Source organism: Rhizobium sp. KNZ2-6A, from assembly GCF_056755475.1.
The window spans coordinates 21,521-47,527 of sequence record NZ_JBNDIC010000011.1; the positions used below are offsets into that span (position 1 = coordinate 21,521).

21 protein-coding genes are annotated in these 26,007 nt (G+C 61.1%); 11 read left to right on the forward strand and 10 right to left on the reverse strand.

From position 1 onward, the window contains the following. Positions 1–45 precede the first annotated feature (45 nt). The gene (locus ACPYOP_RS09925) at positions 46–1,233 is read left to right on the forward strand and encodes a hypothetical protein (RefSeq protein WP_481410219.1); all 1,188 of its coding nucleotides are present in this window, start codon (positions 46–48) and stop codon (positions 1,231–1,233) included. 70 nt (positions 1,234–1,303) lie between these two features. On the opposite strand, the gene ACPYOP_RS09930 is transcribed toward ACPYOP_RS09925, so the two are convergent. After that, positions 1,304–1,960 carry a TetR/AcrR family transcriptional regulator gene (locus tag ACPYOP_RS09930; RefSeq protein ID WP_481410220.1) on the reverse strand — a complete coding sequence of 219 codons (657 nt, stop codon included), beginning with the start codon at positions 1,958–1,960 and terminating at the stop codon, positions 1,304–1,306. 66 nt (positions 1,961–2,026) lie between these two features. Between ACPYOP_RS09930 and ACPYOP_RS09935 the strand changes: the two genes are divergently transcribed. Further along, complete coding sequence (locus tag ACPYOP_RS09935; protein WP_481410221.1) at positions 2,027–3,196, forward strand: serine hydrolase domain-containing protein; 1,170 nt, start codon at positions 2,027–2,029, stop codon at positions 3,194–3,196. Positions 3,197–3,273: 77 nt separating this feature from the next. Here ACPYOP_RS09935 and aspS read toward each other — a convergent pair whose 3' ends face one another. Continuing rightward, complete coding sequence (aspS, locus tag ACPYOP_RS09940; protein ID WP_481410222.1) at positions 3,274–5,064, reverse strand: aspartate--tRNA ligase; 1,791 nt, start codon at positions 5,062–5,064, stop codon at positions 3,274–3,276. A 267-nt stretch (positions 5,065–5,331) separates the two neighbouring features. Here aspS and ACPYOP_RS09945 point away from each other — a divergent pair, with 267 nt between their 5' ends. The 4 genes from ACPYOP_RS09945 (at position 5,332) to ACPYOP_RS09960 (ending at position 10,806) form a co-directional block, all read left to right on the forward strand. Beyond that, positions 5,332–6,723 (forward strand): multicopper oxidase family protein, encoded by a 1,392-nt coding sequence (locus ACPYOP_RS09945; RefSeq protein WP_481410223.1) that lies wholly within the window; start codon positions 5,332–5,334, stop codon positions 6,721–6,723. A 171-nt stretch (positions 6,724–6,894) separates the two neighbouring features. Next, entirely contained in the window at positions 6,895–8,040 is a 1,146-nt protein-coding gene (rnd, locus tag ACPYOP_RS09950; protein ID WP_481410224.1) for a ribonuclease D, read from the forward strand. A gap of 191 nt (positions 8,041–8,231) precedes the next feature. Further along, positions 8,232–9,284, forward strand: coding sequence for an adenylate/guanylate cyclase domain-containing protein (locus ACPYOP_RS09955; RefSeq protein ID WP_481410225.1), 1,053 nt, complete (start codon positions 8,232–8,234; stop codon positions 9,282–9,284). A gap of 163 nt (positions 9,285–9,447) precedes the next feature. Beyond that, positions 9,448–10,806 carry an esterase-like activity of phytase family protein gene (locus ACPYOP_RS09960; protein WP_481410226.1) on the forward strand — a complete coding sequence of 453 codons (1,359 nt, stop codon included), beginning with the start codon at positions 9,448–9,450 and terminating at the stop codon, positions 10,804–10,806. 49 nt (positions 10,807–10,855) lie between these two features. Here ACPYOP_RS09960 and ppx read toward each other — a convergent pair whose 3' ends face one another. The 4 genes from ppx to ACPYOP_RS09980 form a co-directional block, all read right to left on the reverse strand. Beyond that, complete coding sequence (gene ppx / locus ACPYOP_RS09965; RefSeq protein WP_481410227.1) at positions 10,856–12,376, reverse strand: exopolyphosphatase; 1,521 nt, start codon at positions 12,374–12,376, stop codon at positions 10,856–10,858. 11 nt (positions 12,377–12,387) lie between these two features. Further along, the gene (locus ACPYOP_RS09970; protein WP_481410228.1) at positions 12,388–14,589 is read right to left on the reverse strand and encodes an RNA degradosome polyphosphate kinase; all 2,202 of its coding nucleotides are present in this window, start codon (positions 14,587–14,589) and stop codon (positions 12,388–12,390) included. Between the two features lie 75 nt (positions 14,590–14,664). Continuing rightward, a complete protein-coding gene (gene hdaA / locus ACPYOP_RS09975; RefSeq protein WP_481410229.1) occupies positions 14,665–15,378 on the reverse strand; it encodes a DnaA regulatory inactivator HdaA in 714 nt (237 codons plus the stop codon). 2 nt (positions 15,379–15,380) lie between these two features. After that, positions 15,381–16,511, reverse strand: a complete 1,131-nt coding sequence (locus ACPYOP_RS09980) for an AI-2E family transporter (protein ID WP_481410322.1) — start codon at positions 16,509–16,511, stop codon at positions 15,381–15,383. 222 nt (positions 16,512–16,733) lie between these two features. Here ACPYOP_RS09980 and purM point away from each other — a divergent pair, with 222 nt between their 5' ends. Together purM and purN are read left to right on the forward strand one after the other, a co-directional pair. Further along, a complete protein-coding gene (gene purM / locus ACPYOP_RS09985; RefSeq protein ID WP_481410230.1) occupies positions 16,734–17,807 on the forward strand; it encodes a phosphoribosylformylglycinamidine cyclo-ligase in 1,074 nt (357 codons plus the stop codon). Further along, entirely contained in the window at positions 17,804–18,475 is a 672-nt protein-coding gene (gene purN, locus ACPYOP_RS09990) for a phosphoribosylglycinamide formyltransferase (RefSeq protein WP_481410231.1), read from the forward strand. The genes purM and purN overlap by 4 nt, the downstream gene beginning before the upstream one ends. Positions 18,476–18,478: 3 nt before the next feature. On the opposite strand, the gene ACPYOP_RS09995 is transcribed toward purN, so the two are convergent. The 3 genes from ACPYOP_RS09995 to ACPYOP_RS10005 all read right to left on the reverse strand — a co-directional run bounded on the left by ACPYOP_RS09995 (position 18,479) and on the right by ACPYOP_RS10005 (position 22,508). After that, the gene (locus ACPYOP_RS09995) at positions 18,479–19,648 is read right to left on the reverse strand and encodes an alpha-D-ribose 1-methylphosphonate 5-triphosphate diphosphatase (RefSeq protein ID WP_481410232.1); all 1,170 of its coding nucleotides are present in this window, start codon (positions 19,646–19,648) and stop codon (positions 18,479–18,481) included. A 146-nt stretch (positions 19,649–19,794) separates the two neighbouring features. Then, positions 19,795–20,388: an NUDIX domain-containing protein gene (locus ACPYOP_RS10000; protein WP_481410233.1), complete on the reverse strand. Its 594-nt coding sequence runs from the start codon at positions 20,386–20,388 to the stop codon at positions 19,795–19,797. Further along, the gene (locus tag ACPYOP_RS10005) at positions 20,385–22,508 is read right to left on the reverse strand and encodes a molybdopterin-containing oxidoreductase family protein (RefSeq protein WP_481410234.1); all 2,124 of its coding nucleotides are present in this window, start codon (positions 22,506–22,508) and stop codon (positions 20,385–20,387) included. Before ACPYOP_RS10005 ends, ACPYOP_RS10000 begins: the two co-directional genes overlap by 4 nt. A gap of 81 nt (positions 22,509–22,589) precedes the next feature. On the opposite strand from ACPYOP_RS10005, the gene ACPYOP_RS10010 reads away from it, so the two are divergent. Then, the gene (locus tag ACPYOP_RS10010; protein ID WP_481410235.1) at positions 22,590–23,441 is read left to right on the forward strand and encodes a 23S rRNA (adenine(2030)-N(6))-methyltransferase RlmJ; all 852 of its coding nucleotides are present in this window, start codon (positions 22,590–22,592) and stop codon (positions 23,439–23,441) included. A gap of 31 nt (positions 23,442–23,472) precedes the next feature. Then, positions 23,473–24,063 (forward strand): glutathione S-transferase, encoded by a 591-nt coding sequence (locus tag ACPYOP_RS10015; protein ID WP_481410236.1) that lies wholly within the window; start codon positions 23,473–23,475, stop codon positions 24,061–24,063. 11 nt (positions 24,064–24,074) lie between these two features. Here the strand turns inward: ACPYOP_RS10015 and ACPYOP_RS10020 are convergent, their stop codons facing one another. Continuing rightward, positions 24,075–24,977 (reverse strand): LysR family transcriptional regulator, encoded by a 903-nt coding sequence (locus tag ACPYOP_RS10020; protein WP_481410237.1) that lies wholly within the window; start codon positions 24,975–24,977, stop codon positions 24,075–24,077. Positions 24,978–25,100: 123 nt separating this feature from the next. Between ACPYOP_RS10020 and ACPYOP_RS10025 the strand changes: the two genes are divergently transcribed. Then, positions 25,101–25,943 carry an oxidoreductase gene (locus ACPYOP_RS10025; protein ID WP_481410238.1) on the forward strand — a complete coding sequence of 281 codons (843 nt, stop codon included), beginning with the start codon at positions 25,101–25,103 and terminating at the stop codon, positions 25,941–25,943. Positions 25,944–26,007: the final 64 nt, after the last annotated feature.

The window sequence follows — 26,007 nt, forward strand, 5'->3', positions numbered from 1 at the left end:
TGTACACCCCCGCCGATACCACCGGCTCAACGAGGAAACGCCATAATGACTTTCTATCGGACCACGCGGCTGATGCTCTGCAGCGCTGCCATCCTGTCCTTCGCCAGCTCAGCCTTTGCCCTTGACGGCAACGACCTGCTGAAGAAGATCAACGACATCTACGGCCAGCAGGGCGCTTCGATTGCTGCTGGAGGTATCGATATCGACGGTAGCACCGTGACGCTGAAGGGCGCAAGCTTCAAGGCGGGCGGCATGGAAGACAGCATCCCGCTCGGCGACATCACAATGGAAGATGTCGAAGAAAGCAACGGCGGTTACACGATCGGGGAAATCGACTTCGCGGATGTCGATTTCAACAAGGATGGCGCGGCTGTTTCCGCCAGCGACCTCAAGCTGAGCGGCGTCGAAATTCCGGCTGACGCAACCAAGGGCGACCTCGCCTCGCTCCTCTATTACAAGAGTGCCCATGCCGGCGCCGTTTCCGTCACCAAGGACGGCACCGAAGTGTTCTCGATCGAGGGCGCCGACGCGACGATGAACAAGCGCGGCGACAAGTCGGGCCTCGACTTCGACGCGAAGATCAACGGTATCAAAGCCGATCTCAGCAAGGTCGACGACCAGAAGTCCAAGGAAGCGATCGATGCGCTCAAGCTGCAGCAGATCGACGGCGCGATCGCCATGAAGGGTAGCTGGGAGCTCGGTCCCGGCACGATCGACATCTCCGAATATTCCTTCGATTTCAAGGATATCGGCAAGTTGAACCTTGCCTTCAGCATTTCCGGCTACACGCCCGCTTTTGCGAAGTCGCTGCAGGAAGCGCTCAAGACGGTTCGCTCCAATCCGAACCAGCAGGAAGCGCAGCAGTCGGCTGGCCTTGCCATGCTGGGCCTCCTCCAGCAGCTGACCTTCAATAGTGCCGCGATCCGCTTCGACGATGCCTCGATCACCACACGCGCGCTCGATTTCGCCGGCAAACAGCAGGGCGTCACGGGCAAGCAGCTGGCCGACACGCTGAAGGCGATGACGCCGATCATGATGGCGCAGCTCAACATTCCGGAGCTGCAGAACGCCGTCTCGTCGGCAGTCAATGCCTATCTCGACAATCCGAAGAGCCTGACCGTCACCGCGGCCCCCGGCAAGCCGGTGCCGGTGCCGATGATCATCGGCGCCGCCATGGGCGCGCCGCAGACGATCCCGCAGGTTATCGGTCTTAAGGTTTCCTCGAACGACTAAGCCGTTGTTCGTTCCCGATGCTATTCAGAAACCCGGCGATCTCGGTCGCCGGGTTTTTCTTTGCGGCGAGTTAGGTTTCTTGCCTCAACTGATACTTCTTCAGTTCGCTGAGCGCATGGGACAACAGGGCAAGCAATTCATCCGTGGTCGCGCCGTCGCGCGCCTGAACCGACATGCCCTGCACGATCGCTCCCAGAAAGCGCGCAAGCGAATGGGCGTCGGCATCCGGCCGCATGTCGCCCTCCGCGATGCCGCGTTCGATCCGGGCGGCGAAGATATCCAGCGTCTGCAGGCGCATCGATGCGACGTGATGGGCGATCGGTTCGTTCTCCTCGGCGCAGTTCAGGACCGCCGTTGATATCATGCAGCCCTTCGGGTGTTCCGGAGCGGTGAAGATCTTGGCGGAATTCGTCAGAAAGCGCTCGAAGGCGGTTACCGTATCCACCTTGTCCTGAAACGGATTGCCGGGTTCCGGTCGCGGCATCCGCCGATATTGGTCAAGCGTCTCGCGATAAAGCTCCGCCTTCGAACCGAACGCAGCATAGAGGCTCTGCGGCGTGATGCCCATCGCCGCCGTCAAATCCGCAATGGAGGAGCCGTCGTAGCCGTGCCTCCAGAACGTGTCGCGCGCTGCGGCGAGAACCGTCTCGCGATCGAAGGCAGGCGGCCGCCCGCGCTTCCGTGGTGAAGAATTTTCTGTATCTTCAATATTTTTCACAATGGTCACTCTAGAATTATCTTCCGATCCGGTTTATTCAGGAATGGTCATTGTGATTATAGAAGGTTTTGCCCCATGAGTCTTCCCTTGGAAAATTTGGCGCGCCCGAGCGACGGCAGCCTTGCTGAAGGCGTCGACATCGCGATTGACTCCGCCTTGTCGGACAAGAGGCTGGTTGGAGCTGTGGTCCTCATCGCCCGGGGCGGAGAGCTGGTTTACCGCCGCGCCGCCGGTCTGGCGGATCGAGAAAACAGGATGGCCATGCGGGAAGATGCCATCTTCCGCCTCGCCTCCGTCACCAAGCCGATCGTTACAATTGCCGCTATGCGGCTCATCGAACAGGGCCGCATCGGGCTCGACGATCCGATCACCAAATGGCTGCCGGATTTCAGGCCTCGTCTACCCGATGGCGGCGAAGCGGTGATCCGCATCCGGCATCTCCTGTCCCACACATCCGGCTTGGGCTACGCGTTCTCCGGCGACGAGAATGATCCCTATACTCGCGCCGGCGTGTCGGACGGGCTCGACCAACCCGGCCTGCCGCTTGCGGAAAACCTGCGTCGCCTTGGGAGCGCTCCCTTGCGTTTCGCACCCGGCGATGGCTGGGAATACTCGCTCGCAATGGACGTGCTCGGCGGCGTCCTCGAAAAGGAAACCCGCGGCGTTCTCGGCGATGCCGTTGCAGAGCTTGTCATGAAGCCGCTCGGTCTCTCCGATACCGCCTTCTCCGTCCGTGATCGCAGCCGCCTGGCCGCAGCCTATATCAATGGCGCATCGGAACCGCAGCGGATGGGGGACGAGGCGCTGGCCCCGATTCTCGATGGAACGATCCGCTTCACGCCGGACAGGATATTCGATTCAAGTTCCTACCAATCCGGCGGCGCGGGCATGGCCGGAACCGCCAGTGACATCCTTGCGATCCTCGAAACCGTGCGCAAGGGCGGCTCGCCGCTGCTTTCGGCCGAGACCGTGAAGACGATGATGACCGATCAGGCGGGCGGCCATATGCACGCGCAGCAAGCCGGCTTCGGTTTCGGCTATGGCTGGTCCGTCGTCCTCGATCCTGTCGTGGCGCAGGTTCCCTTCTCGGCAGGCACGATCAAATGGGGCGGCGTCTACGGCCACAGCTGGTTCGTCGATCCAGAGAAAAAGCTGACGGTCGTGGCGCTTACCAACACGACGCTCGAAGGCATGTGGGGACAATTCACGATCGATCTGCGCGATGCGATTTATGCTGCTATCTAGCTGGTATTGGCATGCCAAACAAAAACCCGGCGATTTCGGTCGCCGGGTTTTTGCATTTCATCAAGCCTGTAAAGACCTCAGTCCTTCTTGACCGGCGGTACCGGACGGATAGCCAGTTCGCGCAGCTGTGTTGGCGTGGCGGCCGAGGGAGCGCCCATCAGCAGATCCTGTGCCTGCTGGTTCATCGGGAACAGCGAGATCTCGCGCAGGTTCCTGGCGCCGACCAGCAGCATGATGATGCGGTCGATACCGAAGGCAGCGCCGCCGTGCGGAGGCGCACCATACTGGAAGGCGCGATAGAGACCGCCGAAGCGCTCTTCGACGTCTGCCTGGCTGAGGCCGACCTTTTCGAAGGCGGCGACCATGGTTTCCGGCGACTGGTTACGGATCGAGCCCGAAGCGATTTCGAAGCCGTTGCAGACGGCGTCGTACTGGAAGGCCTTGATCGTCAGCGGATCCTGGCTCTGCAGCGCCTCAAGGCCGCCCTGCGGCATCGAGAACGGGTTGTGGGCGAAATCGACCTTCTTTTCTTCCTCGCTCCATTCGAAGAACGGGAAATCGACGATCCAGCAAAGCTCGAAACGGTCGCGGTCGACAAGGTTCAGCTCCTCGCCGGCCCTGGTGCGGGCCTCGCCGGCAAACTTGTAGAACTTGTCCGGATCGCCTGCAACGAAGAAGCAGGCATCGCCGTCGCCGAGGCCGAGCTGGGTGCGGATCGCATCGGTGCGCTCCTCGCCGATGTTCTTGGCAAGCGGGCCGGCGCCTTCGAGCTTTTCGCCTTCCTTGCGCCAGAAGATATAGCCGAGGCCGGGCTGGCCCTGGCTCTGCGCCCAGGCGTTCATGCGGTCGCAGAAAGCTCTGGAGCCGCCGGTCTTGGCCGGGATCGCCCAGACCTGAACCTTCGGGTTCGAGGCAATCATGTTGGCGAAGACCTTAAAGCCGGAGCCGGCGAAATGCTCGGTGACCGCTTCCATGACGATCGGGTTGCGCAGGTCGGGCTTGTCGGAGCCATATTTGCGGATGGCTTCGTCATAGGGAATGCGCGGCCATTCCTTGGTGACGGGCTTGCCTTCGGCAAACTCTTCGAACACCTGGGTCATCAGCGGCCCCATGGTGTTCCAGACGTCCTCCTGGGTGACGAAGCTCATCTCGAGGTCGAGCTGGTAGAATTCGCCCGGCAGACGATCGGCGCGCGGGTCTTCGTCGCGGAAGCAAGGCGCGATCTGGAAATAGCGGTCGAAGCCGGCAACCATCAGCAGCTGCTTGTACTGCTGCGGCGCCTGCGGCAGGGCGTAGAAGGTGCCGGGATGAATGCGTGATGGCACGAGGAAGTCGCGCGCGCCTTCCGGCGACGATGCCGTCAGGATCGGCGTCGTGTATTCGGTGAAGCCGACTTCGCCCATATGACGGCGCATCGAGGAGATAACCTGCGTGCGCTTGACGATGTTCCGATGCAGCGTTTCACGGCGCAGGTCGAGGAAGCGATACTTCAGGCGAACGTCTTCCGGATAGTCGGGCTCGCCGAAAACAGGCAGCGGCAGCTCCTTGGCGGCCGACAGCACTTCGATCTCCTGAGCGTAGAGCTCGATCTCGCCGGTCGGCATGTTCTTGTTGATCGTGTCTTCAGTACGCGCCTTCACCAGGCCGTCGATGCGGATGACCCATTCGCCGCGCACGGTTTCGGCGAGCTTGAAGGCCGGAGAATCCGGGTCGGCAACGACCTGGGTGATGCCATAGTGATCGCGCAGGTCGATGAACAGCACGCCGCCATGATCTCGGACGCGATGAACCCAGCCGGAGATGCGGACGGTCGAACCGACGTCGGACTTGCGCAGGGCGGCGCATGTGTGGCTGCGATAGCGATGCATAATATTATATATCCTGGACTTGGCGGGCGGCGGCGAAAGGACACGCAAGCCCCTCGCCCGCCGACGAGAAAATCGGGCGGAAAAGCGCATGGTGCGCCCGATTTGTCAAGGCTGGAACACGGGAAGTCGGCTTAAAGCTACTCACGTACCACCCATATCAGTACCCGCAAGTAGCCTCTGCGGCAGTTTGGCTACCTCGATGCTATTGCTGAACGCCGATGTCAACTTTAAACAAACATCCATAGATCTTCGCCCCCGGAGCATGACATGCCGATCCTCAGCCGCCGCAATCTCCTGAAAGCTTCAGCCGTTGCCGGAGCCTATGGCGTTGGTCTCGGCATTGCCGGGAAGTTTGCGGGCAAGGCGGCGGCAGCCGAGCCGTTTGCGCTGAAGACGGCCAAGATCGAGGCCAATCTTACCGATAGCGGCATCACAAAGAGCGTGTTGACCTATGGCGACGCCGGCATGCCGCCGGTCGTGCGCATGAAGAAGGGGGAATCCTTCGCCGCTCGGCTCATCAACGGCATAGACGATCCGACGACCATCCACTGGCATGGCATCCGCCTTCCCAACGCCATGGACGGCGTGCCGTTCCTCACCCAGCCTTACGTCTATACCGGCGATCATTTCGATTATACTTTCACGCCGCCCGACGCCGGCACTTTCTGGTATCATCCGCATTGCAACACGCTGGACCAGATGGGCCACGGCTTGACCGGCGTCATCGTGGTCGAAAACCCCAAGGATCCTGCTTTCGATTCGGAAGTGGTGCTCAATCTGCGCGATTGGCGCCTGGGCGGAGATGGGCAGTTCATTGCGCAGTTCCGGCCACGCGATGCGGCCAAATCCGGCACCTATGGCACGGTGCGGACTGCCAACTGGCAGCAGCTGCCGCAATATGACGCGCCTGCTGGCGGCCTTGTGCGCCTGCGCATTGCGATCACCGACGTCACGCGCATCTATTCCTTCCGCATGGACGGCGCGGAGGCGACCGTCATCGCGATCGATGGCAATCCCGTGCCGCAGCGCTTTCCGCTTGACCTCCTGCAGCTCGGACCGGGGCAGCGGCTGGAGCTGGCCGTGCGTATGCCCGACGGCGAAGGCGCGATCGTCAAGCTTGAGGATATCAAGGGCACTGATCCGAAGGTGTTGGCGACATTGCGCGCGGTCGGCAGTTCGCTCAAGCGCGACGTCCGCGACCTGGCGCCGCTGGAAGACAATCCCGTGCGGAAGGCCGATCTCGGCGCGGCCACCCATATCCCGCTCATTCTCAGCGCCACGGCGGAGAACACCGCCGACAACAGCATCTGTGGTTCTCTCGGCTACAGCTTCTGGGCCATCAACAAAGTGCCGTGGCCCGGCGACACTCCCGATCCGACGGCGCCCCTTGCCGAACTCAAGCTCGGCAAGAGCTATGTCATCGACATGGAAAATGTCACCCCGCACAGCCATCCGATCCATCTGCACGGAATGAGCTTCACGGTTCTGTCCTCCTCGACGCGGCAGGTCCAGCCATTCGTATCCGACACCTACCTGCTCCAGCCGGATGAAAAGGTTCAGCTCGCCTTCGTGGCCGACAATCCCGGCGACTGGCTGCTGCATTGCCACATCATCGAGCATCAGAAGACCGGCATGACCAGCTATGTGCGTGTGGCCTAAGCAGCGGCGAACGGCGCTGGCAGCTAGCCGGTTTCGACCGAAGCGCCATCTGCTTCCATTAATTTCAGCCAAAAGCGAAATGCGGCAAAGGCTTTGCTCGCGAAAGTATTGACATATCCGGCTGAAAGGAGAAGGAAGTTAACCAACTATTTTACCGATGAATGTGTTGAGATGATCGAAACTACCGCCCAATTGGAGGCGGCCTGCCAAGAGCTGGCCAAGTCGGAATTCATTACCATCGATACGGAGTTCCTGCGGGAAACGACCTTCTGGCCGGAACTGTGTTTGATACAAATGGCAAGCCCAACGACCGAGGTGCTGGTGGATCCGCTGGCCAAAGGTCTGGACCTCGCGCCCTTTTTCGAACTGATGGCCAATCCTTCGGTTCTGAAGGTATTTCATGCAGCGCGCCAGGATATTGAAATCATTTTCAATCGCGGCAATCTCATTCCGCATCCGATCTTCGATACGCAGGTCGCGGCGATGGTCTGCGGCTTCGGCGATTCGGTTTCGTACGATCAGCTCGTCAGCCGCATCAAGAACGTCCACATCGACAAGTCCTCGCGCTTCACCGATTGGAGCCGGCGTCCCCTCTCGGAAAAGCAGCTGGACTATGCGCTTGCCGACGTGACCCATCTGCGCGACGTCTATCTCTCGCTCAAAGAGCAGCTGGAGCGCGAGGGACGCGCTTCCTGGCTGCAGGAGGAAATGGCGATCCTCGAAGCGCGCGAGACCTACGACCTGCATCCCGACGATGCCTGGCAGCGACTGAAGATGCGGCTGCGCAAGCCTCAGGAGCTCGCGGTTCTGAAATATGTGGCGGCATGGCGCGAACGTGAAGCGCGCGCCCGCAACGTGCCGCGCGCCCGTGTGCTGAAGGATGACGCGATCTATGAGATCGCCCAGCAGCAACCGAAGGACAGCGAAGCGCTTGCACGACTGCGTACCATCCCGAAGGGCTGGGAGCGTTCGGCCGCCGGCACGGCCGTGATCGAGGCGATCAATGAGGCGCTGGCATTGCCGAAATCGGATATGCCGCATCCGCCGCGCCATCAGCAGGCGCCCGAAGGTACGGCCGCCGCCTCGGAACTGCTGAAAGTGCTGCTGAAGCTCATCGCCGAGAAGCATGGCGTCGCACCGAAAGTGATCGCCAACAGCGACGATCTCGACAAGATCGCCGCCGAAGGAGAAAAAGCCGATGTGGCGGCCTTGACCGGCTGGCGGCGCGATCTTTTCGGTGAGACGGCGCTGCAGCTCATCCAGGGCCAGGTTGCCCTGCGCTTCGTCGGCAAGCGGATCGAGACGGTTACCCTCTAGCGGCGATATTATCCTTCCCCAATCCCTTGCAATTGCGTATGATTCGGGGAGCGATATGGCGGCAGCAATCACGATTGCGCCGCAAATCTCGCGGAATGAACGTCTGATGTAATCGTTCTATTCGATGACGTTCCAGTTTGCCGGCGCAATTCCGCGTCGATGACAGGCGTCGTTTCTCGGCGGAAAAATGAATGGGCATTCTCCATTCGATACGCAACTGGATCCTGATATCGCTGCTTGTCGCCTCGTCCGGCGTCATCTACGGCAAGATATTCTTCCCCCAAGCGCCAATGTATATCGGCGCGATCTTCGCCCTGTTCTGCGGCATGCCGCTGCTGGCTTTCGAGCGTCGAATGATCCTGCCGCGGCTGAACGTCTGGATGCATCTCCTGCCGACGCCGGCCTTCATCCTCTCGGCTCTCATCGTCGATTTCCTGCTGATGAGCGTCGGCTATGCCACGGCGGGCAGCCTCATGAAACTGCTGGGCCTGGTCGATGGCTCCTGGGAAGACCTCACGCTGCTGAAGATCGATGTCTATCTCTATGCCGTCGTGGTGACCGCCATCATCATCTTCATCGGCCGCGTGCGGGAACTGCTCGGCAGGGACGTCTTTCTCAGCCTGCTGACCGGCCGGTACCGCAATCCGGTACAGGAAGAGCGCGTGTTCCTCTTCGTCGATCTCGTGGGCTCGACTGCCTTCGCCGAGGAGCATGGCGACCTGAAGACACAGGAATTCCTGGGCGCAGTGTTCGCCGCCATAGCTGAACCCGTACGGCGGCACAAGGGCGCGATCGACGATTATATCGGCGATGCCGCCATCATCACCTGGCCGCTTCGACGCGGCGTCAAGAATGCCAATTGCGTGCGCTGCGTCTTCAATATCCTCAACGATATCGAGAAGAATGCCGAAACCTGGCTGAAATCCTATGGCAGGGTGCCGCGTCTGCGTGCTGCCTTGCATGGCGGCAGCATCGTGACGGGCGAAATCGGCGTCGACCATCACAAGATCGCCTATTTCGGCGACACGGTGAACACCACCGCAAGGCTGGAATCGCTCTGCAAGACGCTGGAGCGCCAGGTGCTGATTTCGAGCGATCTTGCCCGACGGCTGGAGCTGCCCGAAGCGATCATCAAGGAAGAGCTCGGCGAACATGCCGTTCGTGGTCGCGATCAGCCTCTCGGCGTGATCGCGCTTCATACGCAGAGCCGGGAAGCTCTCAAGACAATTCGCAGCAGATTGTAGGCTGCGTAACGCCTTGGCTGCATTCCGAGATCGACGCACGCGTGAGCTTCACGTCTCCTGGGTTGTCCACAGTCACCAAAACTTCACCTGAGCGTTAATTCGCCGACATGGCTCGCCTGTTAAGCGGGGTTGTTTCGCCACTCCTCGCCAACAAGGTGACATGATGACCCGAATTCTTTCCGCCTCCACGGCGCTCTTCATTTTGCTTGCTGCCTCGGCCCAGGCCGACGAGCAGCAATTCAAGGCAAAGCTTGTCGGACAAGCCATTCTGCCGGCCAATACCATCACTGCCGCCCCTGCCGATGCGCCCGACTTCCTGAAAACCTCAGGCAAGTTCACCACGCCGGATCGCAAGCGCACCGACGCGCTCGGCACCGTGCCGGGCAAGGATGGCGCCCGTGTCACCGATCTGAAGCTGCCCTTCGCCGGCCAGCCGATCCAGGGCTTTTCCGGCATCAAGACCATGCCTGACGGAACCTTCTGGACACTCTCCGACAACGGCTTCGGCTCCAAGCAGAACTCCAGCGATGCGATGCTCTTCCTGCATCAGCTTAAATTCAACTGGGACAACGGCAAGGTCGAGGTCGTCAAGAACCTGTTCCTCTCCGATCCGAACAAGAAGGCCCCCTTCCCGATCGTTCTCGAAGGCGCCGATAAGCGTTATCTGACTGGCGCCGACTTCGACATCGAATCGGTCCAGCCGGTTGCCGATGGCTTCTGGATCGGCGACGAGTTCGGCGCCTATCTTTTGAAGTTCGATGCGAACGGCCAGCTGACCGACGTCTTCCCGACAACGCTCAACGGCAAGCCCGTCATGTCTCCCGACAATGCCCTGCTGCAGCTGCCGGGCAATCCGACACAGAAGATGCCGACCTTCAACCTGAAACGCTCGGGCGGCTTCGAAGGCCTTGCCATGTCGAAGGACGGCTCCAAGCTTTATGCCCTGCTGGAAGGCGCGATCTACAAAGATGACGGCCAGATGGAGAGCGTGGACGGCAAGACGGCCATCCGCGTCATCGAATTCGACGTCGCCTCGAAGAGCTGGACCGGCCGCAGCTGGCTCTATCCTTTCGCAGACAAGGGCGTCTCGATCGGCGACTTCAACATGCTCGACGAAACGACGGCCCTGGTGATCGAGCGCGACAACGGCGCCGGCACGAAGGACAAGGCCTGTGCCGATCCCAAGCAGCCGAAGCCGGATTGCTTCGAGGCTCCGGCCGAGCTGAAGCGCGTCTACAAGATCGAGTTCAGCGACGCCAATGTCGGCAAGGCCGTCCGCAAGATCGGCTATATCGATCTGCTGCACATCGAGGATCCCGATCACAAGCGTCGCCAGGGCGGCGGCGAAGGCTTCTACGACATGCCTTTCGTCACCATCGAGAATGTCGACCGCGTCGATGCCACGCATATCATCGTCGGCAACGACAACAACCTGCCCTTCTCGGCAGGCCGCGCCGTCGACAAGGCCGACGACAACGAGTTCAGCCTTCTCGAAGTCGGTGATTTCCTGAGCGCGAAGTAAGCCGCGATGAAAAGCCTCTCCCTGCTTTGTGGGGAGAGGCTTCAAAATCCTATTCGAAGCAGAAGGCCAGCCGGCGGTTCGTCAGCTTGCCGAGCTGCTGCAGACGCCCATCCAGCCTCTCGCCGGCAAAATCGTGATATTCGGCGGGCACGACGAATTCGAGATCGAGATCCGGATTGGTCGAGCGGCGGAACGACAGATTGCGGACGATGCCGGGCATCGACGCCGAGAAGAGGTAGACAACACGCAACAGACCGCCGAGCAGCTTGGCCCGTTCGATGTAGAGCGGGGTGGCGATCGTCGCCAGCGGTTCGGTGGCGCCGTCGTCGTTCAATCCTTCGAAGCGATAGTAATTGGCAAGCGCGATGAAGGCGCGGCCGGCATGAGTGATGCCGACAAAGGACGTATGGGCGATGATGTTCAGCGCCTGCAGGCCGCGATAATCCGGGTGCGCGCGCCAGCTGATATCGGCGAGCAGACACGCGGCCTGGCGATAGCGGCTTTCCTCCTCGGTTTCGGTGATCCCGAAGAACGGCATCATCCGCCCGGTCCAATCGGCCAGTTCACGGGCATGCTCCGGCGAGCGGGCACGCAGGATGGCAAGCTCACCGGCAGCGACGAGCAGCGGATCGCTGTTGCGCTCCGCCTCGGTCAGCAGCGAGTAGAGATAGCCTTCGCGGACGCCTTGTGCGGAAAAGGAGATAGCGGATGGCTTCATCGCCGTCAGTACTTCGCGCATGGCGACCGCGCCAAAAGGCAGCAGCAAACGGCGATGCTTGGAAACCGCCTGCAACGCCGTATCCTTCGAATCCTTCGATCCGACGATCTGATCCAGGAAGCGCACCATCTCGTCGAGCGGCACTTCATAGCCCTGCATCATGTGCAGCGGATATTTGCGGATTTGCATGTGCAGCTTGGCGATGTTTCGCCATGTGCCGCCGACCGCATAGAACGTCCGGCCTTCGCCCTTGTTCAACAGTTTCGCCGTCTTGACATGCTTGCGCGCGAACCCGCGCGCCTTTTCGATCGAGCCGCCGGCATATTCGGAGAGGCGCAGACCACCGAGCGGCAGCGTGATGCCCTTGCCGATCTCGCGGTCCTTGATATCGATCAGCTCCAGCGAGCCGCCGCCTAGATCGCCGGCAATCCCATCCGGATGGAAGAAGCCGCTGATGATGCCGAGCGCGGAGAAGCGCGCCTCCTCCTCGCCGGACAGCACGCGCACCTTGCGCTGCAGGATCGCCTCGGCCTGATGGATGAAATGCGGGCCATTGCTGGCTTCGCGCGCCGCGGCTGTCGCGAGCACATAGATGGTGGATGCGCGCGCCTGATCGGAGAGCGCCTTGAAGCGATGCAGCGCGGCCAGTGCCCGCGCCACGCTTTCCTCATCCATCTTGCCGGTCAGCGCTATGCCCTTGCCGAGGCCGCACAGCACTTTCTCGTTGAAAAGGATGGTCGGAGACCGCGAATGGCCTTCATAGACGACGAGACGGACCGAGTTCGACCCGATATCGACAACGGAGACAGGGGCGATACCCGGAAGACGCCCCTGGGCTTCTGATTCAACCATGAAGGTCCAATTTATTTGTTGCGGCCCGACAGCAGCCCAGCGATGAGTTTCGGTGCACTGGATTTCAAGGCTTCACCACGGCCCGACAGGCTGGGATTGGTCATGAAATACTGCTGCGCATTAAATGGCTCTTTTCCCTGGCGCACTTCCATGCGCCGTGAAGTCCCGTCCGGCAATATCTCGTAGCTTTGCTGATTGTCAATGATATTGCCCAGCATGATCTGTGAAAGCACCTGCTCATGCACGGTCTTGTTGGTCAGCGGCACGAGGGTTTCGACGCGGCGGTCGAGGTTTCTCGGCATCATGTCGGCAGAGCCGATATAGACCAGCGCCTTGTCCGACGGCAGGCCATGACCGTCGCCGAAGCAGAAGATGCGGCTGTGTTCGAGGAACCGTCCGACAATGGACTTGACCCGGATCCTTTCGGAAAGGCCCGGAATCTGCGGACGCAGGCAGCAGATGCCGCGCACGACAAGCTCGATATCAACGCCGGCGTTGCTGGCGCGATAGAGCGCGTCGATGATATCGGGATCGACGAGCGAATTCATCTTCATCCAGATCGCCGCCGGACGGCCGTTCCTGGCGTGCTCGATCTCCCCTTCGATATGCTGCAGGATGCGCGGACGCAACGTATAGGGCGAAACCGCGATCTTCATGCCCTGTTCCGGCTCGCCGTAACCGGTGATGAAGTTGAAGATATTCGCCATATCGTGGGCGATCGCCGGATCGCAGGTGAAGTAGGAAAGGTCGGTATAGATCTTGGCGGTGACCGGATGATAATTGCCGGTGCCGAGGTGGCAATAGGTGCGCAGCTTGCCATCCTCGCGGCGCACGACCATCGACATCTTCGAATGGGTCTTGAGCTCGATGAAGCCGAAGACGACCTGCACGCCGGCGCGCTCCAGGTCACGCGCCCAGCGGATGTTCGCCTCTTCGTCGAAGCGGGCCTTGAGTTCCACCAGTGCCGTAACGGATTTGCCGAGATCGGCTGCGTCGATCAGCGCGCGGACGATCGGGCTGTCGTTCGAGGTGCGGTAAAGCGTCTGCTTTATCGCCAGAACGTCAGGATCCCTAGCAGCCTGGAGAAGGAACTGGACCACCACGTCGAAGGATTCGTAAGGGTGGTGGACGACCATGTCCTTTTCGCGGATCGCGGCGAAACAATCGCCGGCATGTTCGCGGACGCGCTCAGGAAATCGGGCATTGTAGGGCTCGAAGCGAAGATCGTCGCGCGGAGCCTTGCAGATTTCCGAGAGCGTATTGAGCGCCAGCAAGCCGGGCAGAACTGCGATGCGGTTTCCCGGAACGTTCAGCGACTCCACCACGAACTGGCGAAGCTCGAGCGGCATCTCGGAGTCGGTTTCGATGCGGATCACCGAGCCGCGGCGGCGGCGCTTCAGCGCCGTTTCGAAGAAGCGCACCAGATCTTCGGCCTCTTCCTCGACTTCGATATCGCTGTCTCGGATGATGCGGAACGTACCGGAACCCTGCACCTCATATCCGGGGTAGAGCCTGTGAATGAAGATGTTCACCACATCTTCAAGCGTGATGTAGCGAATGACGTTGCTGGCATCCGGCAGGCGGACGAAGCGGTCCAGCGCCGGCGGCAGGCGCAGCAGCGCCGTCATTGGTTCGCGGCCGTTCATGCTCTTCAGCTGCAGCGCGATCGAGAAACCCAGGTTCGGGATGAAGGGGAACGGATGCGCCGGGTCGATAGAGAGCGGCGTCAGGACCGGGAAGATCGCCTGTTCGAACTCGGCGTGGAGCCACTGGCGATCGGCATCGGAAAGGGCAGCCGGCCGGACGATCAGAATATCTTCCTTGGCAAGATATTGCTGCAGGACGGCAAGCGAGGCCTGCTGTTCCATCTGCAGATTGTCGATCTCACGCAGGATGTCGTCGAGCTGCTCGGCGGGTGTCTTGCCGTCGGGCGTGCGCACCAGGATCTTCTCGCGGACCTGGCCTTCGAGGCCGGCGACGCGCACCATGAAGAATTCATCCAGGTTGGCGGCGGAGATGGAAAGGAAACGAACGCGCTCCAGCAGCGGATGGGCGGTGTTCAGCGTCTCCTCAAGGACGCGGCGATTGAACTGCAGCCAGGAAAATTCGCGGTTGATGAAGCGCTCGGGGCTGGTCAGCAGCTCGCTGACGGGAGCTGCGGCCTCCGGGGCTTCCGGGTTGGTGTCCTGATGTTCCGTGAGTGCCGAGTCCATGTTCCACCTACCCTCTTTTTAATCTTGTGCCACGTATATCAGTTTGACGACGGAACTGTGACAGTCGGTGTCAGCTCAATCCGGCTGACCGGAATTGCCCAGTTCATTCAAGACTTCAGCGGCCAGCAGGCGCGTAATCCTCGTGCCTCGCCCCAGTGCCAGCCGGTCCAGCCTGTCGACGATCATCTGCGCCGCGTTGAGTGAACGCTCCATGCGATTAACGATATAAAGGACGAGTTTGTCATCGATATAAAGCTGCCGATCGGCGAAGAGCTTGACGATCACCTGCGACAGCAATTCCTCGTCCGGTTCGCCGATCTCGACCACCGTTGCCGCCTTCAGGCGGGAGCGCAGATCGGGCAGCGTCACCGGCCAGGACATCGGCCAGAGCCGGCTCGTCATCAGAAGGCTGGTGCCGTTTTCACGAACGCTGTTGATGACGTGAAAGAGCTCTGTATCGTCAAAACCGAGGCGATCCACATCCTCGAAGACGACGGGGCCGTTCGCGGCTGCGACCGCGGCATCGGACCCGGCTGCGGGATGGATGTGGACGGCGCCGCACCGCTCACTCCAAATGCTAGCAAGATGCGATTTGCCCGAGCCGACGGGGCCGGCGAGTACAACCACCGGGGACGGCCAGCGCGGCCAGGAATCGACGATCTTCACCGCCGCGTTCAGCGGATCGGCGACGAGCAGGTCGTCACGCCCGTTTGCGGGATCGTGCGTAAAGGCCAAGGCCAGCTGTTCGGCGGCCTTGCGCCTCAAATCAGCGTTCTTTGCGTCGGTCATGTCTAGCTGTTCTCGGGCTTGCCGGCCTTGGCTCTACGTGCCTTGCCCGCTTCCGAGCGTCCGTAATAGAGATCACTCTGAAGGTACCGCGAAAGGGCGAAGCGAACAAGGACGCCGCAGGCGGCAGCCGCAGGCACCGCAATCAACAGGCCGACGAAGCCGAAGAGCGCGCCGAAGGCAAAGAGAGCGAACATCAGCCAGACCGGATGCAGACCGACGCTTTCGCCGACGAGCTTCGGCTGCAGGACGTTGCCCTCGAGGAATTGGCCGGTGAAGAAGACGGCAAGCGTCAGGCCGACCCATATATAGTCGGGCCAGAACTGAACCAGGGCGACGCCGACCGCCAGGATGAGGCCGACCAGCGAGCCGACATAGGGAATGAAGCTGATCACGCCGGCGAAGAGGCCGATCAGCAGGCCGAAGTTCAGCCCGACCAGCGACAGGCCGACGCCGTAATACACGCCGAGGATGATGCAGAGCGAGCCCTGCCCCCGAATGAAGCCGGCGATCGCCTGATCGATCTCATGGGCGATCTGGCGGACGCTGGCGACATGATCGCGCGGGATCCAGTCGTCCACCTTGGCGACCATGCGATCCCAATCGAGCAGGATGTAGAAGGCGACAACCGGCGTGACGACCATCAGCGAGATGATATTGACCAGCGCCTTGCCGGAGCTCCAGATCTGCGCGAACAGCCCGCCGACGAAGCTCAGGCCGTCGGACATGATGCTGGAAAAATTGTCCTTGATGGCTCCGAGCTGGTTGCGGATCCAGTCCGGCAGCACCATCGTCTGCGCCTTGGCGACCAGCTGCTGCACTTGCTGCACATAGGTCGGTATGTGCTGAACGAAATCGTTGAACTGGTTGATGATGATCGGAATGAAGATCGTCAGCGCCAGCGCGAAGATCAGCACGAAGGAGACGAGGATCACCACTGTCGCCATCAGGCGGCTAAGCCCGATCCGCTCCAGCCGGTCGGCGACGGGATCGAGGAAATAGGCGACCGCCATGCCGACGATGAACGGCAGCAGGATCGTGCTGAAGATATAGAGAAAGGCGACGAAGACGACCAGCACGATCACCCAGAACGTGACTTGACGCTTGAGGCTCGCCCCGCTGACCTTTTGCTCCATCATCTTCCCCGTTACTTCCAGCCCGTATGCCGTGTGCTTAGGACATAGGATGATGCCGCAATTATGGTCAAGCCTGAGGCCGGAAATCTCCCTCAGGCAATGGGAAGCGGGGAAAATCGAAGGGTTTGCGGCGCTTGCGCCTTGCATAAAGGCCCCTATCATGCAATGGCGACCCGATCAAAGCCCTGTCATAATGGATGGGCGGCCATCGGAGGCGGAAGCATGAGCCAGTCTGGAAAAAACGGTCTGACCTATAGCGACGCCGGCGTCGATATCGACGCCGGCAACCTGCTGGTCGAAAAGATCAAGCCTGCCGTCCGTTCGACGCGCCGGCCGGGAGCGGATGGCGAGATCGGCGGCTTCGGCGGCCTCTTCGACCTCAAGGCCGCGGGCTTTACCGATCCGGTGCTTGTCGCCGCCAATGACGGCGTCGGCACTAAGCTGAAGATCGCGATCGACGCGAACTATCACGACACCGTCGGCATCGATCTCGTCGCCATGTGCGTCAACGATCTGGTCGTCCAGGGCGCCGAGCCGCTGTTCTTCCTCGATTACTTCGCTACCGGCAAGCTCGACCCCGACCAGGGTGCGGCGATCGTCGGTGGCATTGCCGCGGGCTGCCGCGACGCGGGCTGTGCACTGATCGGGGGCGAGACGGCTGAAATGCCGGGGATGTATTCCGATGGCGATTACGATCTGGCGGGCTTTGCCGTCGGCGCGGCAGAACGCGGCCAACTGCTGCCGTCAGGCGATATTGCCGAAGGCGACATCATTCTCGGCCTCGCCTCGTCAGGCGTTCACTCCAATGGCTTCTCGCTGGTGCGCAAGATCGTCGAGCTTTCCGGCCTCGGCTGGGATGCGCCGGCTCCCTTCGCTGAAGGCAAGGCACTCGGCGAAGCATTGCTGACGCCGACGCGCATCTATGTGAAACCGCTGCTCAAGGCGATCCGCGAAACGCATGCTCTCAAGGCGCTCGCCCACATCACCGGCGGCGGCTTCCCGGAGAATATTCCGCGCGTGCTGCCGAAGCATCTCGCCGCCGAAATCGATCTGGCTGCCGTCACGGTGCCGCCGGTCTTCTCGTGGCTTGCCAAGACGGGTGGCGTCGAGACCAAGGAAATGCTGCGCACCTTCAATTGCGGCATCGGCATGATCGTCGTCGTCGCTGCCGAAAACGTCGAGGCCGTGAAGGCCGCGCTTGAGGCGGAAGGCGAAGCGGTCGTGACGCTCGGCCGCATGATCGCTCGCGAAGAAGGCGCACACGGCACCGTCTACAAGGGCACGCTGGCTCTATGACCACGCCGCGCAAACGCGTCGTCGTCTTCATCTCGGGCGGCGGCTCCAATATGCTGGCTCTTCTGAAAGCCACGAAAGCGGCTGACTTTCCGGCCGAGATTGTCGGCGTCATCTCCGACAAGGCGGAGGCCGGCGGACTGGCAAAGGCTGCGGCGGAAGGCATCGCCACCTTCGCTTTCATGCGCAAGGAATTTGCCAGCAAGGAAACCCATGAAGAGGCGATCCTTTCGCAACTGGAAGCCCTCTCGCCCGACATCATCTGCCTTGCCGGCTATATGCGGCTGCTCTCCGGCCGTTTTATCCAGGCTTACGAGGGCCGGATCATCAATATTCATCCCTCACTTCTGCCGCTTTTCCCCGGCCTCCACACGCATCAGCGCACCATCGACGCCGGCATGCGCATTGCGGGCTGCACCGTACATTTCGTCACCGAAGGCATGGATGAAGGCCCGGTTGTCGGCCAGGCGGCCGTGCCTGTCTTGACCGACGATACCGCCGACAGCCTTGCCGCCCGCGTGCTGACGATCGAGCATCAGCTCTATCCGCAATCGCTGCGGCTGCTGGCGGAAGGCAAGGTCAGGATGGAAGACGGTAAGGCCGTAAGCCTCGCCGAGACATCTGCCGTTCAGGGACGGCAGATCATGTCACTACTTGGTGATACAAACTAGCTTTCAGGCCGCCATCGCCATCAGCGGATGCAGCGTGCCGTCGCTATAGACGATGCGGCCGCCGCGGAAGGTTGCACGGATGCGGTGGACCGAACCGGGCTCGACAGCGACCAGATCGGCAAGCTGACCAACGGCGATTTCGCCGCGATCCGTCAGGCCCGCAGAACGGGCAGCATTGGACGTTGCCGTCGCAACGGCTGCCGGCAGGCCACCGCCGACGACATCCGCTATCTTGAAGATCGCCGGCACGAAGGCTGCCGGGTGATAATCGGCCGCGATGATGCCGAGCAGACCGGAGCGGGCCGCATCCAGAGCGCTGAGATTGCCGGACATGGACTGGCCGCGCAGCGCATTCGGCGCGCCCATCAACGTCCAGAGACCACGGCGGCAAGCTTCCTCGGCAGCCGGTCCCGTCACCGGAAACTCGCTGATCGTCACGCCGAGGTCGTGCATCGCCGCCACCTTCTCGGCGCTGTCGTCGTCATGCGAAGCCAGGGACAGCTTGTGTTTCAGCGATAACCCGACCACGTCATGCAGCTTGCGTTCGATCTCCGGGTCTTGGCGCTGTGCGATGCGTTTTGCGACGACTTCCTCAGCCGCCTCGCGCGACATGGAGCGGCGCTCGGACATGCTGCGGATATAGCTTTCGATGTCGTTGTACTGCCCCTGCCCCGGCGTGTGATCGGTGAGCGAGACCATGTCGACGGAGCCCTCCTCCAGCAGCCGCTCCAAGGTCGGAGCCGCGCCGAGATTGGTGATTTCGTAGCGTGCATGGACGCGATGGTCGATCAGAAGCTCGTCGCGCAGGTTGCCGATACCCCGGATAACAGCCGAGGTGGTTTCCAGTGAGCGGACGTGGCCGTAGACGCTTTCGGTCGCGAAGGAGAGCGCGGCGAAGGCGGTGGTAACGCCGGCCGCCGCCAGTTTCTTGTCGAGTTCGTGAATGCCGAAATCGATCGGCATCATGGCATTCGGCCGCGGTGCGATCTCTCGCTCCACCATGTCGCAATGCAGGTCGACGAAGCCCGGCATCAGCAAACGGCCGCCGCCGTCGAAGGTCGGCTGCTCCACCAGCTCCGAGCGGATTTCGGCAATCACGCCGTCCTCGATGCGCACCGCGCCTCCCTCGACGACTTCATTGGGAAGAACGAGCGTGAAATTGCTGAGCCACATAGGCTTTCTCCTGAAACAGCGTCAATGATCAAAGGAGGCTTGGAAACATTCGAATGTTTCCGGCCAGCACGCCCCGGTAAGCTTGATTCGTGACATTGTGATGAATGGGGAGCAGAATTTCCACAAAGCTTCTCCCACGCAGCAGCCTACTTCAGGCTGGCGACATTCAAAACCGTCCATTGCAGCAGCATGATTGTCTTGGCGTCGTAAATATCGCCCTTCTCGATCATCGCCATTGCGTCGGACAGCCGAACTTCCAGAACTTCGATATCCTCATGTTCTTCCGCAAGCCCGCCACCATCGGCAACACGGTCGGACGTATCGATCACAGCCGCGAAGAAATGGATGATCTCCGTCACGGCTCCCGGTGAGGTCATCGCCTTGAACAGGAAGCGGACGTCGCGCACGCGAAAGCCGGTCTCTTCCATGGCTTCGCGGCGGATCGCCGCTTCCGGATCGTCACCATCGAGCAGGCCGGCGGGCACTTCGATCATTCTCTCCGCCAGGCCGACAAGCTGCGACGGCAGGCGATATTGCCGGACCAGCACCACTGTTTCATGGCTGGGATCATAGAGCAGGATGCAGGCGGCCGGCGTGCGATGATAGACTTCGCGCTTCAGCCGATGCTGCTTGCCCTGCGAATCCGTGTAATCGACCTCAAAAGTGCTGAGCCGCGTCCATTGATCCGCCAGCGTCTTTTCGCTGACGATTTCGGCTTTCGCCTTGTCAAATTTACTCATGCCACGTCCTTGCGAAGCCATACCTTGTTGTCGTGGACAGCCGCGCCGCCATAGGGCGCGACCGGGTCGGCGCCGGTGAGCACGTTGATACCCTCGCCGTCGACATGGGCCTTGTTCGGCCAAAGACCTTCGGCGATCAGCACGCCCGGTTTCACTTCCGTCGTCACGCGCGCATGCAGGCGGATATCACCGCGGCCATTGCCAATGCGGATCAGTTCGCCATGGATGATCTCGAATGTTTCGGCGTCGGCCGGATTGATCATCACTTCGGGACGCCCTTCCTTCTGCCGCGACGTCTTCGTTTCCGAGAAACTCGAATTCAGGAAATTGCGCGAAGGCGAGGTCGCAAGCCGGAACGGATGCTCGGGATCGGCCACCTCGATGACATCGACCTGATCCGGAAACTCCGGCAGCTCGATATGCGGCCCAAGCAACCCGACCGACGCGGGCGGGCGGTTCGGCGCCGGCTGGTTGACCCAATCCGGACGGAAGCGGAACTTGCCGTCGGGATGGGCGAAACCATTGATAAAATGCGCTTCCTCGAAGTCAGGCTGGCGGTCGAACCATTTGTGTTCGAGGAAATAATCGTAATCCGGCAGGCCGCTCCTCGACAAAACCCGATCGATCATCTCGCGGGCGGAGAAGCCGAAGCCGGGGCGATCCGCGACGCCGAGGCGTTTGCCGAGCTCCTCGATCACAAAGAGATTGCTGCGCACCGTCGGCGGCGGCTCGACGAGCTTCGGGCCGAGGAGAATGTGGTTCTGTCCGCCGGCGCGATAGATGTCGTCATGCTCCACGAACATGGTGGCGGGGATGACGATATCGGCCATCTCGGCCGTATCAGTCATGAACTGCTCGTGCACGGCGACGAAGAGGTCGGAGCGGGCAAAGCCGCGCTTCACCAGCCGCTGTTCGGGCGCAATGTTCACTGGATTGGTGTTCTGGATCAGCATGGCGGTCACCGGGCCGCGATGGCGCAGCGCCACGGCATCGCCGGTCAAGGCGCGGCCGATCTGCGACTGGTCGATCATGCGGATATCATGATCCTTCATGGCGCGGCCGGTCAGTTCGCTCGCATCCATGCGGAAGATATCGCTGTTTGAATGAAAGGCTCCGCCGCCCTCATATTGCCAGGAGCCGAGGACCGTGGCGACCGACGCGGCCGCATGCATGGCAATCGCGCCGTTGCGCTGGCGGGTGAAGCCATAGCCGAGACGGAAGTAAGTCTTCTTCGTCGTCCCCACGAGCTTGGCGAAGGCTTCGATCTCGTCGACCGAAAGGCCGGTGATTTCTGCCGCCCATGCCGGGGTCTTCGACTTCAGATGCTCTTCCAGGCCGGCGGGATCGTCGGCATATTTTGCCATATAGGCGCGATCGGCATAACCGTCGCGAAAGGCGATGTGCATGACGGCGCAGGCAAGGGCCGCATCCGTGCCCGGCTTGACGATCAGCGCCATATCGGCCTGCTTCATTGTCGGATTGTCGTAGATGTCAACGACGACGATCTTGGCACCGCGTTCCTTGCGGGACTTTACCGCGTGGGTCATGACGTTGACCTGGGTCGCCACAGCATTGGTGCCCCAGATGACGACGCAATCCGTGCGGCCCATCTCGCGGGGATCGGGGCCTCGCAGCACGCCCGTCGCCATGGTGAAGCCGGTCCAGGCCGGATTGGTGCAGATCGACGAGAAGAAGCCGGAATAGCGCTTGGCATGGCGCAGGCGCTCGATGGAATCGCGCTGCACCCAGCCCATCGTGCCGGCATAGAAATAGGGCCAGATCGCCTCGCTGCCATCTCTGGCTTCGGCCTTGACGAAGGCGTCGGCGATCTCGTCGAGCGCCGCGTCCCACGAGACTTCCTGCCAGCGTCCCTCGCCCTTGGCGCCTGCTCGGCGCAGCGGCTTCATCAGCCGATCGGGATGGTAGAGCCGCTCGGCGTAACGCGCGACCTTGGCGCAGATGACACCAGACGTGTAGGAATGATCATTGGCGCCGCGAACGCGGCCGATCCTGCCGTCCTCAGTCAGATCGACCTCCAGGGCGCAGGTGGAAGGACAGTCATGCGGACAGGCCGTGTGGCCGATGCGCGATTTGGCTTGGATGGGGGTCGCAATGTTCATGATGTTTGTATATTTCAAGCGATGCGCGGCCACTAGAGACAATCCGGCCCATCTCAACAATTCATGCGGACTTCACCGACAATGAACTATCGGCACATCTATCACGCGGGCAATTTTGCCGATGTCTTGAAACACGCTATCCTCGCGCGCCTCGTCCGCTACATGCAGAACAAGGACAAGGCATTTCGCGTTCTCGACACGCATGCCGGCATCGGGCTCTACGATCTTTCCTCCGAGGAAGCGCAGAAGACCGGCGAATGGCGCGACGGCATCGGCAGGGTGCTGGAGGCGGAACTCGTGCCGCAGGTGGCCGATCTGCTGGAACCCTATCTTACCGCCGTCCGCGAGCTGAACCCCGAAGGCGGCGTCAGGCTCTATCCCGGCTCGCCGAAGCTTGCCCGCATGCTGTTCCGCCCGCAGGACCGGCTTTCGGCGATGGAACTGCATCCGGACGACTTCCAGCGGCTGCACCGCCTTTTCGAGGGCGACCACCACGCTCGTATCACCGAGCTCGACGGCTGGCTGGCGTTGGGAGCACATCTGCCGCCGAAGGAAAAGCGCGGCATCGTGCTCGTCGATCCACCGTTCGAAGAGGAAGGCGAATATGAGCGGCTGATCGACGGCCTGGCGAAGGCCTGGCGCCGCTTCCCCGGCGGCACCTACTGCCTATGGTATCCGATCAAGAAGGATGCGCCGATCAAGCCGTTTCACGAGGCCTTACAGGCGCTGGAAATCCCGAAAATGCTCTGCGCCGAGTTGACGGTCAAAAGTGATCGCGGCTTCACCGGGCTCACCGGTTCCGGCCTCATCATCGTCAACCCGCCCTTTACGCTGAAGGACGAGTTGCATGCGCTGCTGCCTGCCTTGAAGGATATTCTGGCGCAGGACCGCTTCGCCTCGCAGCGCGCATTCTGGCTGCGCGGCGAACATTGAGATTTTTCAGACATACCCCACAGGTGATTTCATGAGACTTCTTTGCTCGTCCACCTCCCCCTTCTCCAGCAAGGTGCGCATGGCAGCGCGCCATCTCGGCATCAAGCTGGAGGAAATCCACGTCGACACCAATGCCGGGCCGACGCTCCTCATCGACAACAATCCGCTCGGCAAGATCCCGACTTTGCTGACCGACGAGGGCGCCATTTTCGACAGCCGCGCCATCATGCATTATTTCGATCGTCGCGAAGGCGGGCTCTATCCGTCGAAGAAGGGCAAGCGCACCGAAATCGAGATTCTGGAGGCCTTGATCGATGGTACCAACGAGTGCCTGCTCTCGATCGTCTACGAGCGCCGCTTTCGCGAGATGGAAAAGCAGCATCAGCCCTGGATCGACCGGCAGTGGATGAAGGTCAGCCGCGCCCTCACCCATCTCGACGCCGAGCCGCCGAAGATCGGCAAGAAGCTGCATGCGGGTCACTTCGCGCTTGCCGCCCTCGTCGGCTATCTGCAGCTCCGCTTCGAAGGGCAATGGGAAGCGGACCACGCGGGCTTGATTGACTGGGCACATAAGTTCGAAAAGCATTTCCCTGATTTTCCGGCGATGAAGCCGCAGGTCTGACGCCATCGGGCTTAGCTGCGACGGGAACCTTCGTTCCTGACGAAATCGACGAAGGCACGCAAAGCCGTCGGTAGTTGCCGGCGGCTCGGGTAATAGAGGAAGAAGCCCGGATAGTAGGGGCACCAGTCCTCCAGCACGCGGATCAGCCGGCCATCCTCCAGAGCCGGCAACGCGTGATCCTCAAACAGGAAGGCAAGACCGGAGCCATTGATGGCGGCATCCCGCATTATGTCGAGATCGCCAAGCGTCAGCGGCCCCTGTACGTCGATCTCCAGCTCGATGCCCCCGCGTTCGAACTCCCAGCGATAATAGGTGCCGCTCGCGAAACGGTAGCGGATGCAGGGGTGATCTTTCAGATCATGGGGCGTGACCGGTTTGGGGAAGCGCTGAAAATATTCGGGCGAGCCGACGATCGCCGTCCGCTGGCGGGGACCGATGGCAATCGCGATCATATCGGCGGCGATTCTTTCACCGAATCTTATCCCGGCGTCGAAACCGGCAGAGACCGTGTCCACGAGTGCATCGTCCACTACGATTTCCACTTCAATGGCCGGGTAAGCCTTCAGGAACCGTGACACGATCGGCAGCAACACCATCTTGGCGGCGGGGCGCGGGGCATTGATGCGCAGCTTGCCGTAGGGCTGGCTTCGGAATTTATCGAGATCATCGAGCGCATCGTCGATATCGAGGAAAGCCGGGCGGATGCGGTCAAACAGGCGCTCGCCGGCCTCCGTCAGCCCGACGCCGCGGGTGGTGCGATTGACCAGCCGCACATCCAGCCGCTCCTCGATCGCCCGCAGCGAATGGCTGAGCGCGGAGGCGGTCACGCCGAGTTCCACCGCCGCCTTGCGAAAGCTGCGGTGTTGCGCAATCGCCAGGAAGATCGCCAGATCGGTCGAACGGATGCGTCGCATTGATGAGATTTTCTCAGCACTTTATGGAATAGAAAGTAGATTATCTCAACGGTGCCATCAAGCTACCTTTCTCCTGCAAACGAATTCCACCCACGGAATTACTAACCTACGAAGGAGAAAGTCATGCGTGTTTGGTTCATTACAGGTGCTTCCCGCGGCTTCGGCGCCCTCATCGCCCAGGAAGCCCTCACCGCCGGCGACGCCGTCGTTGCAACCGCCCGTAACCCCGCCGGCCTGGCGGAAAAGTTCGGCAATCACCCGAACCTCCTGCCCGTCGCCCTCGACGTTTCGAACGAGACGCAGGCCCATGAAGCCGCCGCGGCAGCCGTCAGGCGCTTCGGCAAGATCGATATCTTGGCCAACAATGCCGGCTACGGGCTGCTGGGTGCGGTGGAAGAGGCAACCGCCGAGGAGATCGAGAAGCTCTATGCGACCAATGTCTTCGGCCTACTGAAGGTGACCCGCGCCGTCCTGCCGCATATGCGCCGGCAGCGCTCGGGCCATGTGATCAACATGTCCTCGGTCGGCGGTTATCAGAGCTTTGCCGGTTGGGGCGTCTATTGCTCGACAAAGTTCGCCATCGAAGGTCTGTCCGAGGCAATGGCGGCGGAACTGCCGCCGCTCGGTATCAAGGTTACCGTCGTCGAACCCGGTTTCTTCCGGACCGACTTCCTTGACGAAAGCTCGCTCGCCGTCAGCCCGAGCTCGATTGCCGACTACAAGGACACACCGGCAGGCGCGATGCGCGATTTCGCCGCCGGCCACAATCACGGCCAGCCCGGCGATCCCAAACGGCTTGCAAAATCGATGATCACGCTTGCACATTCGGCCAACCCGCCGCTGCGCATGCCCTTCGGCTCCGATACGGTCGGCGCGATCGAGGCCAAGAATGACTATGTCGCCAGGGAATTGGCCGACTGGCGCGAACTGGCCGTCTCGACGGACTTCCCGAAGGACTTCGCTTAAACAGTCAGCACCATGAAACGGAAAAAGCCGGGGCGCAAACCCCGGCTTTTTCTTCATTCAATGC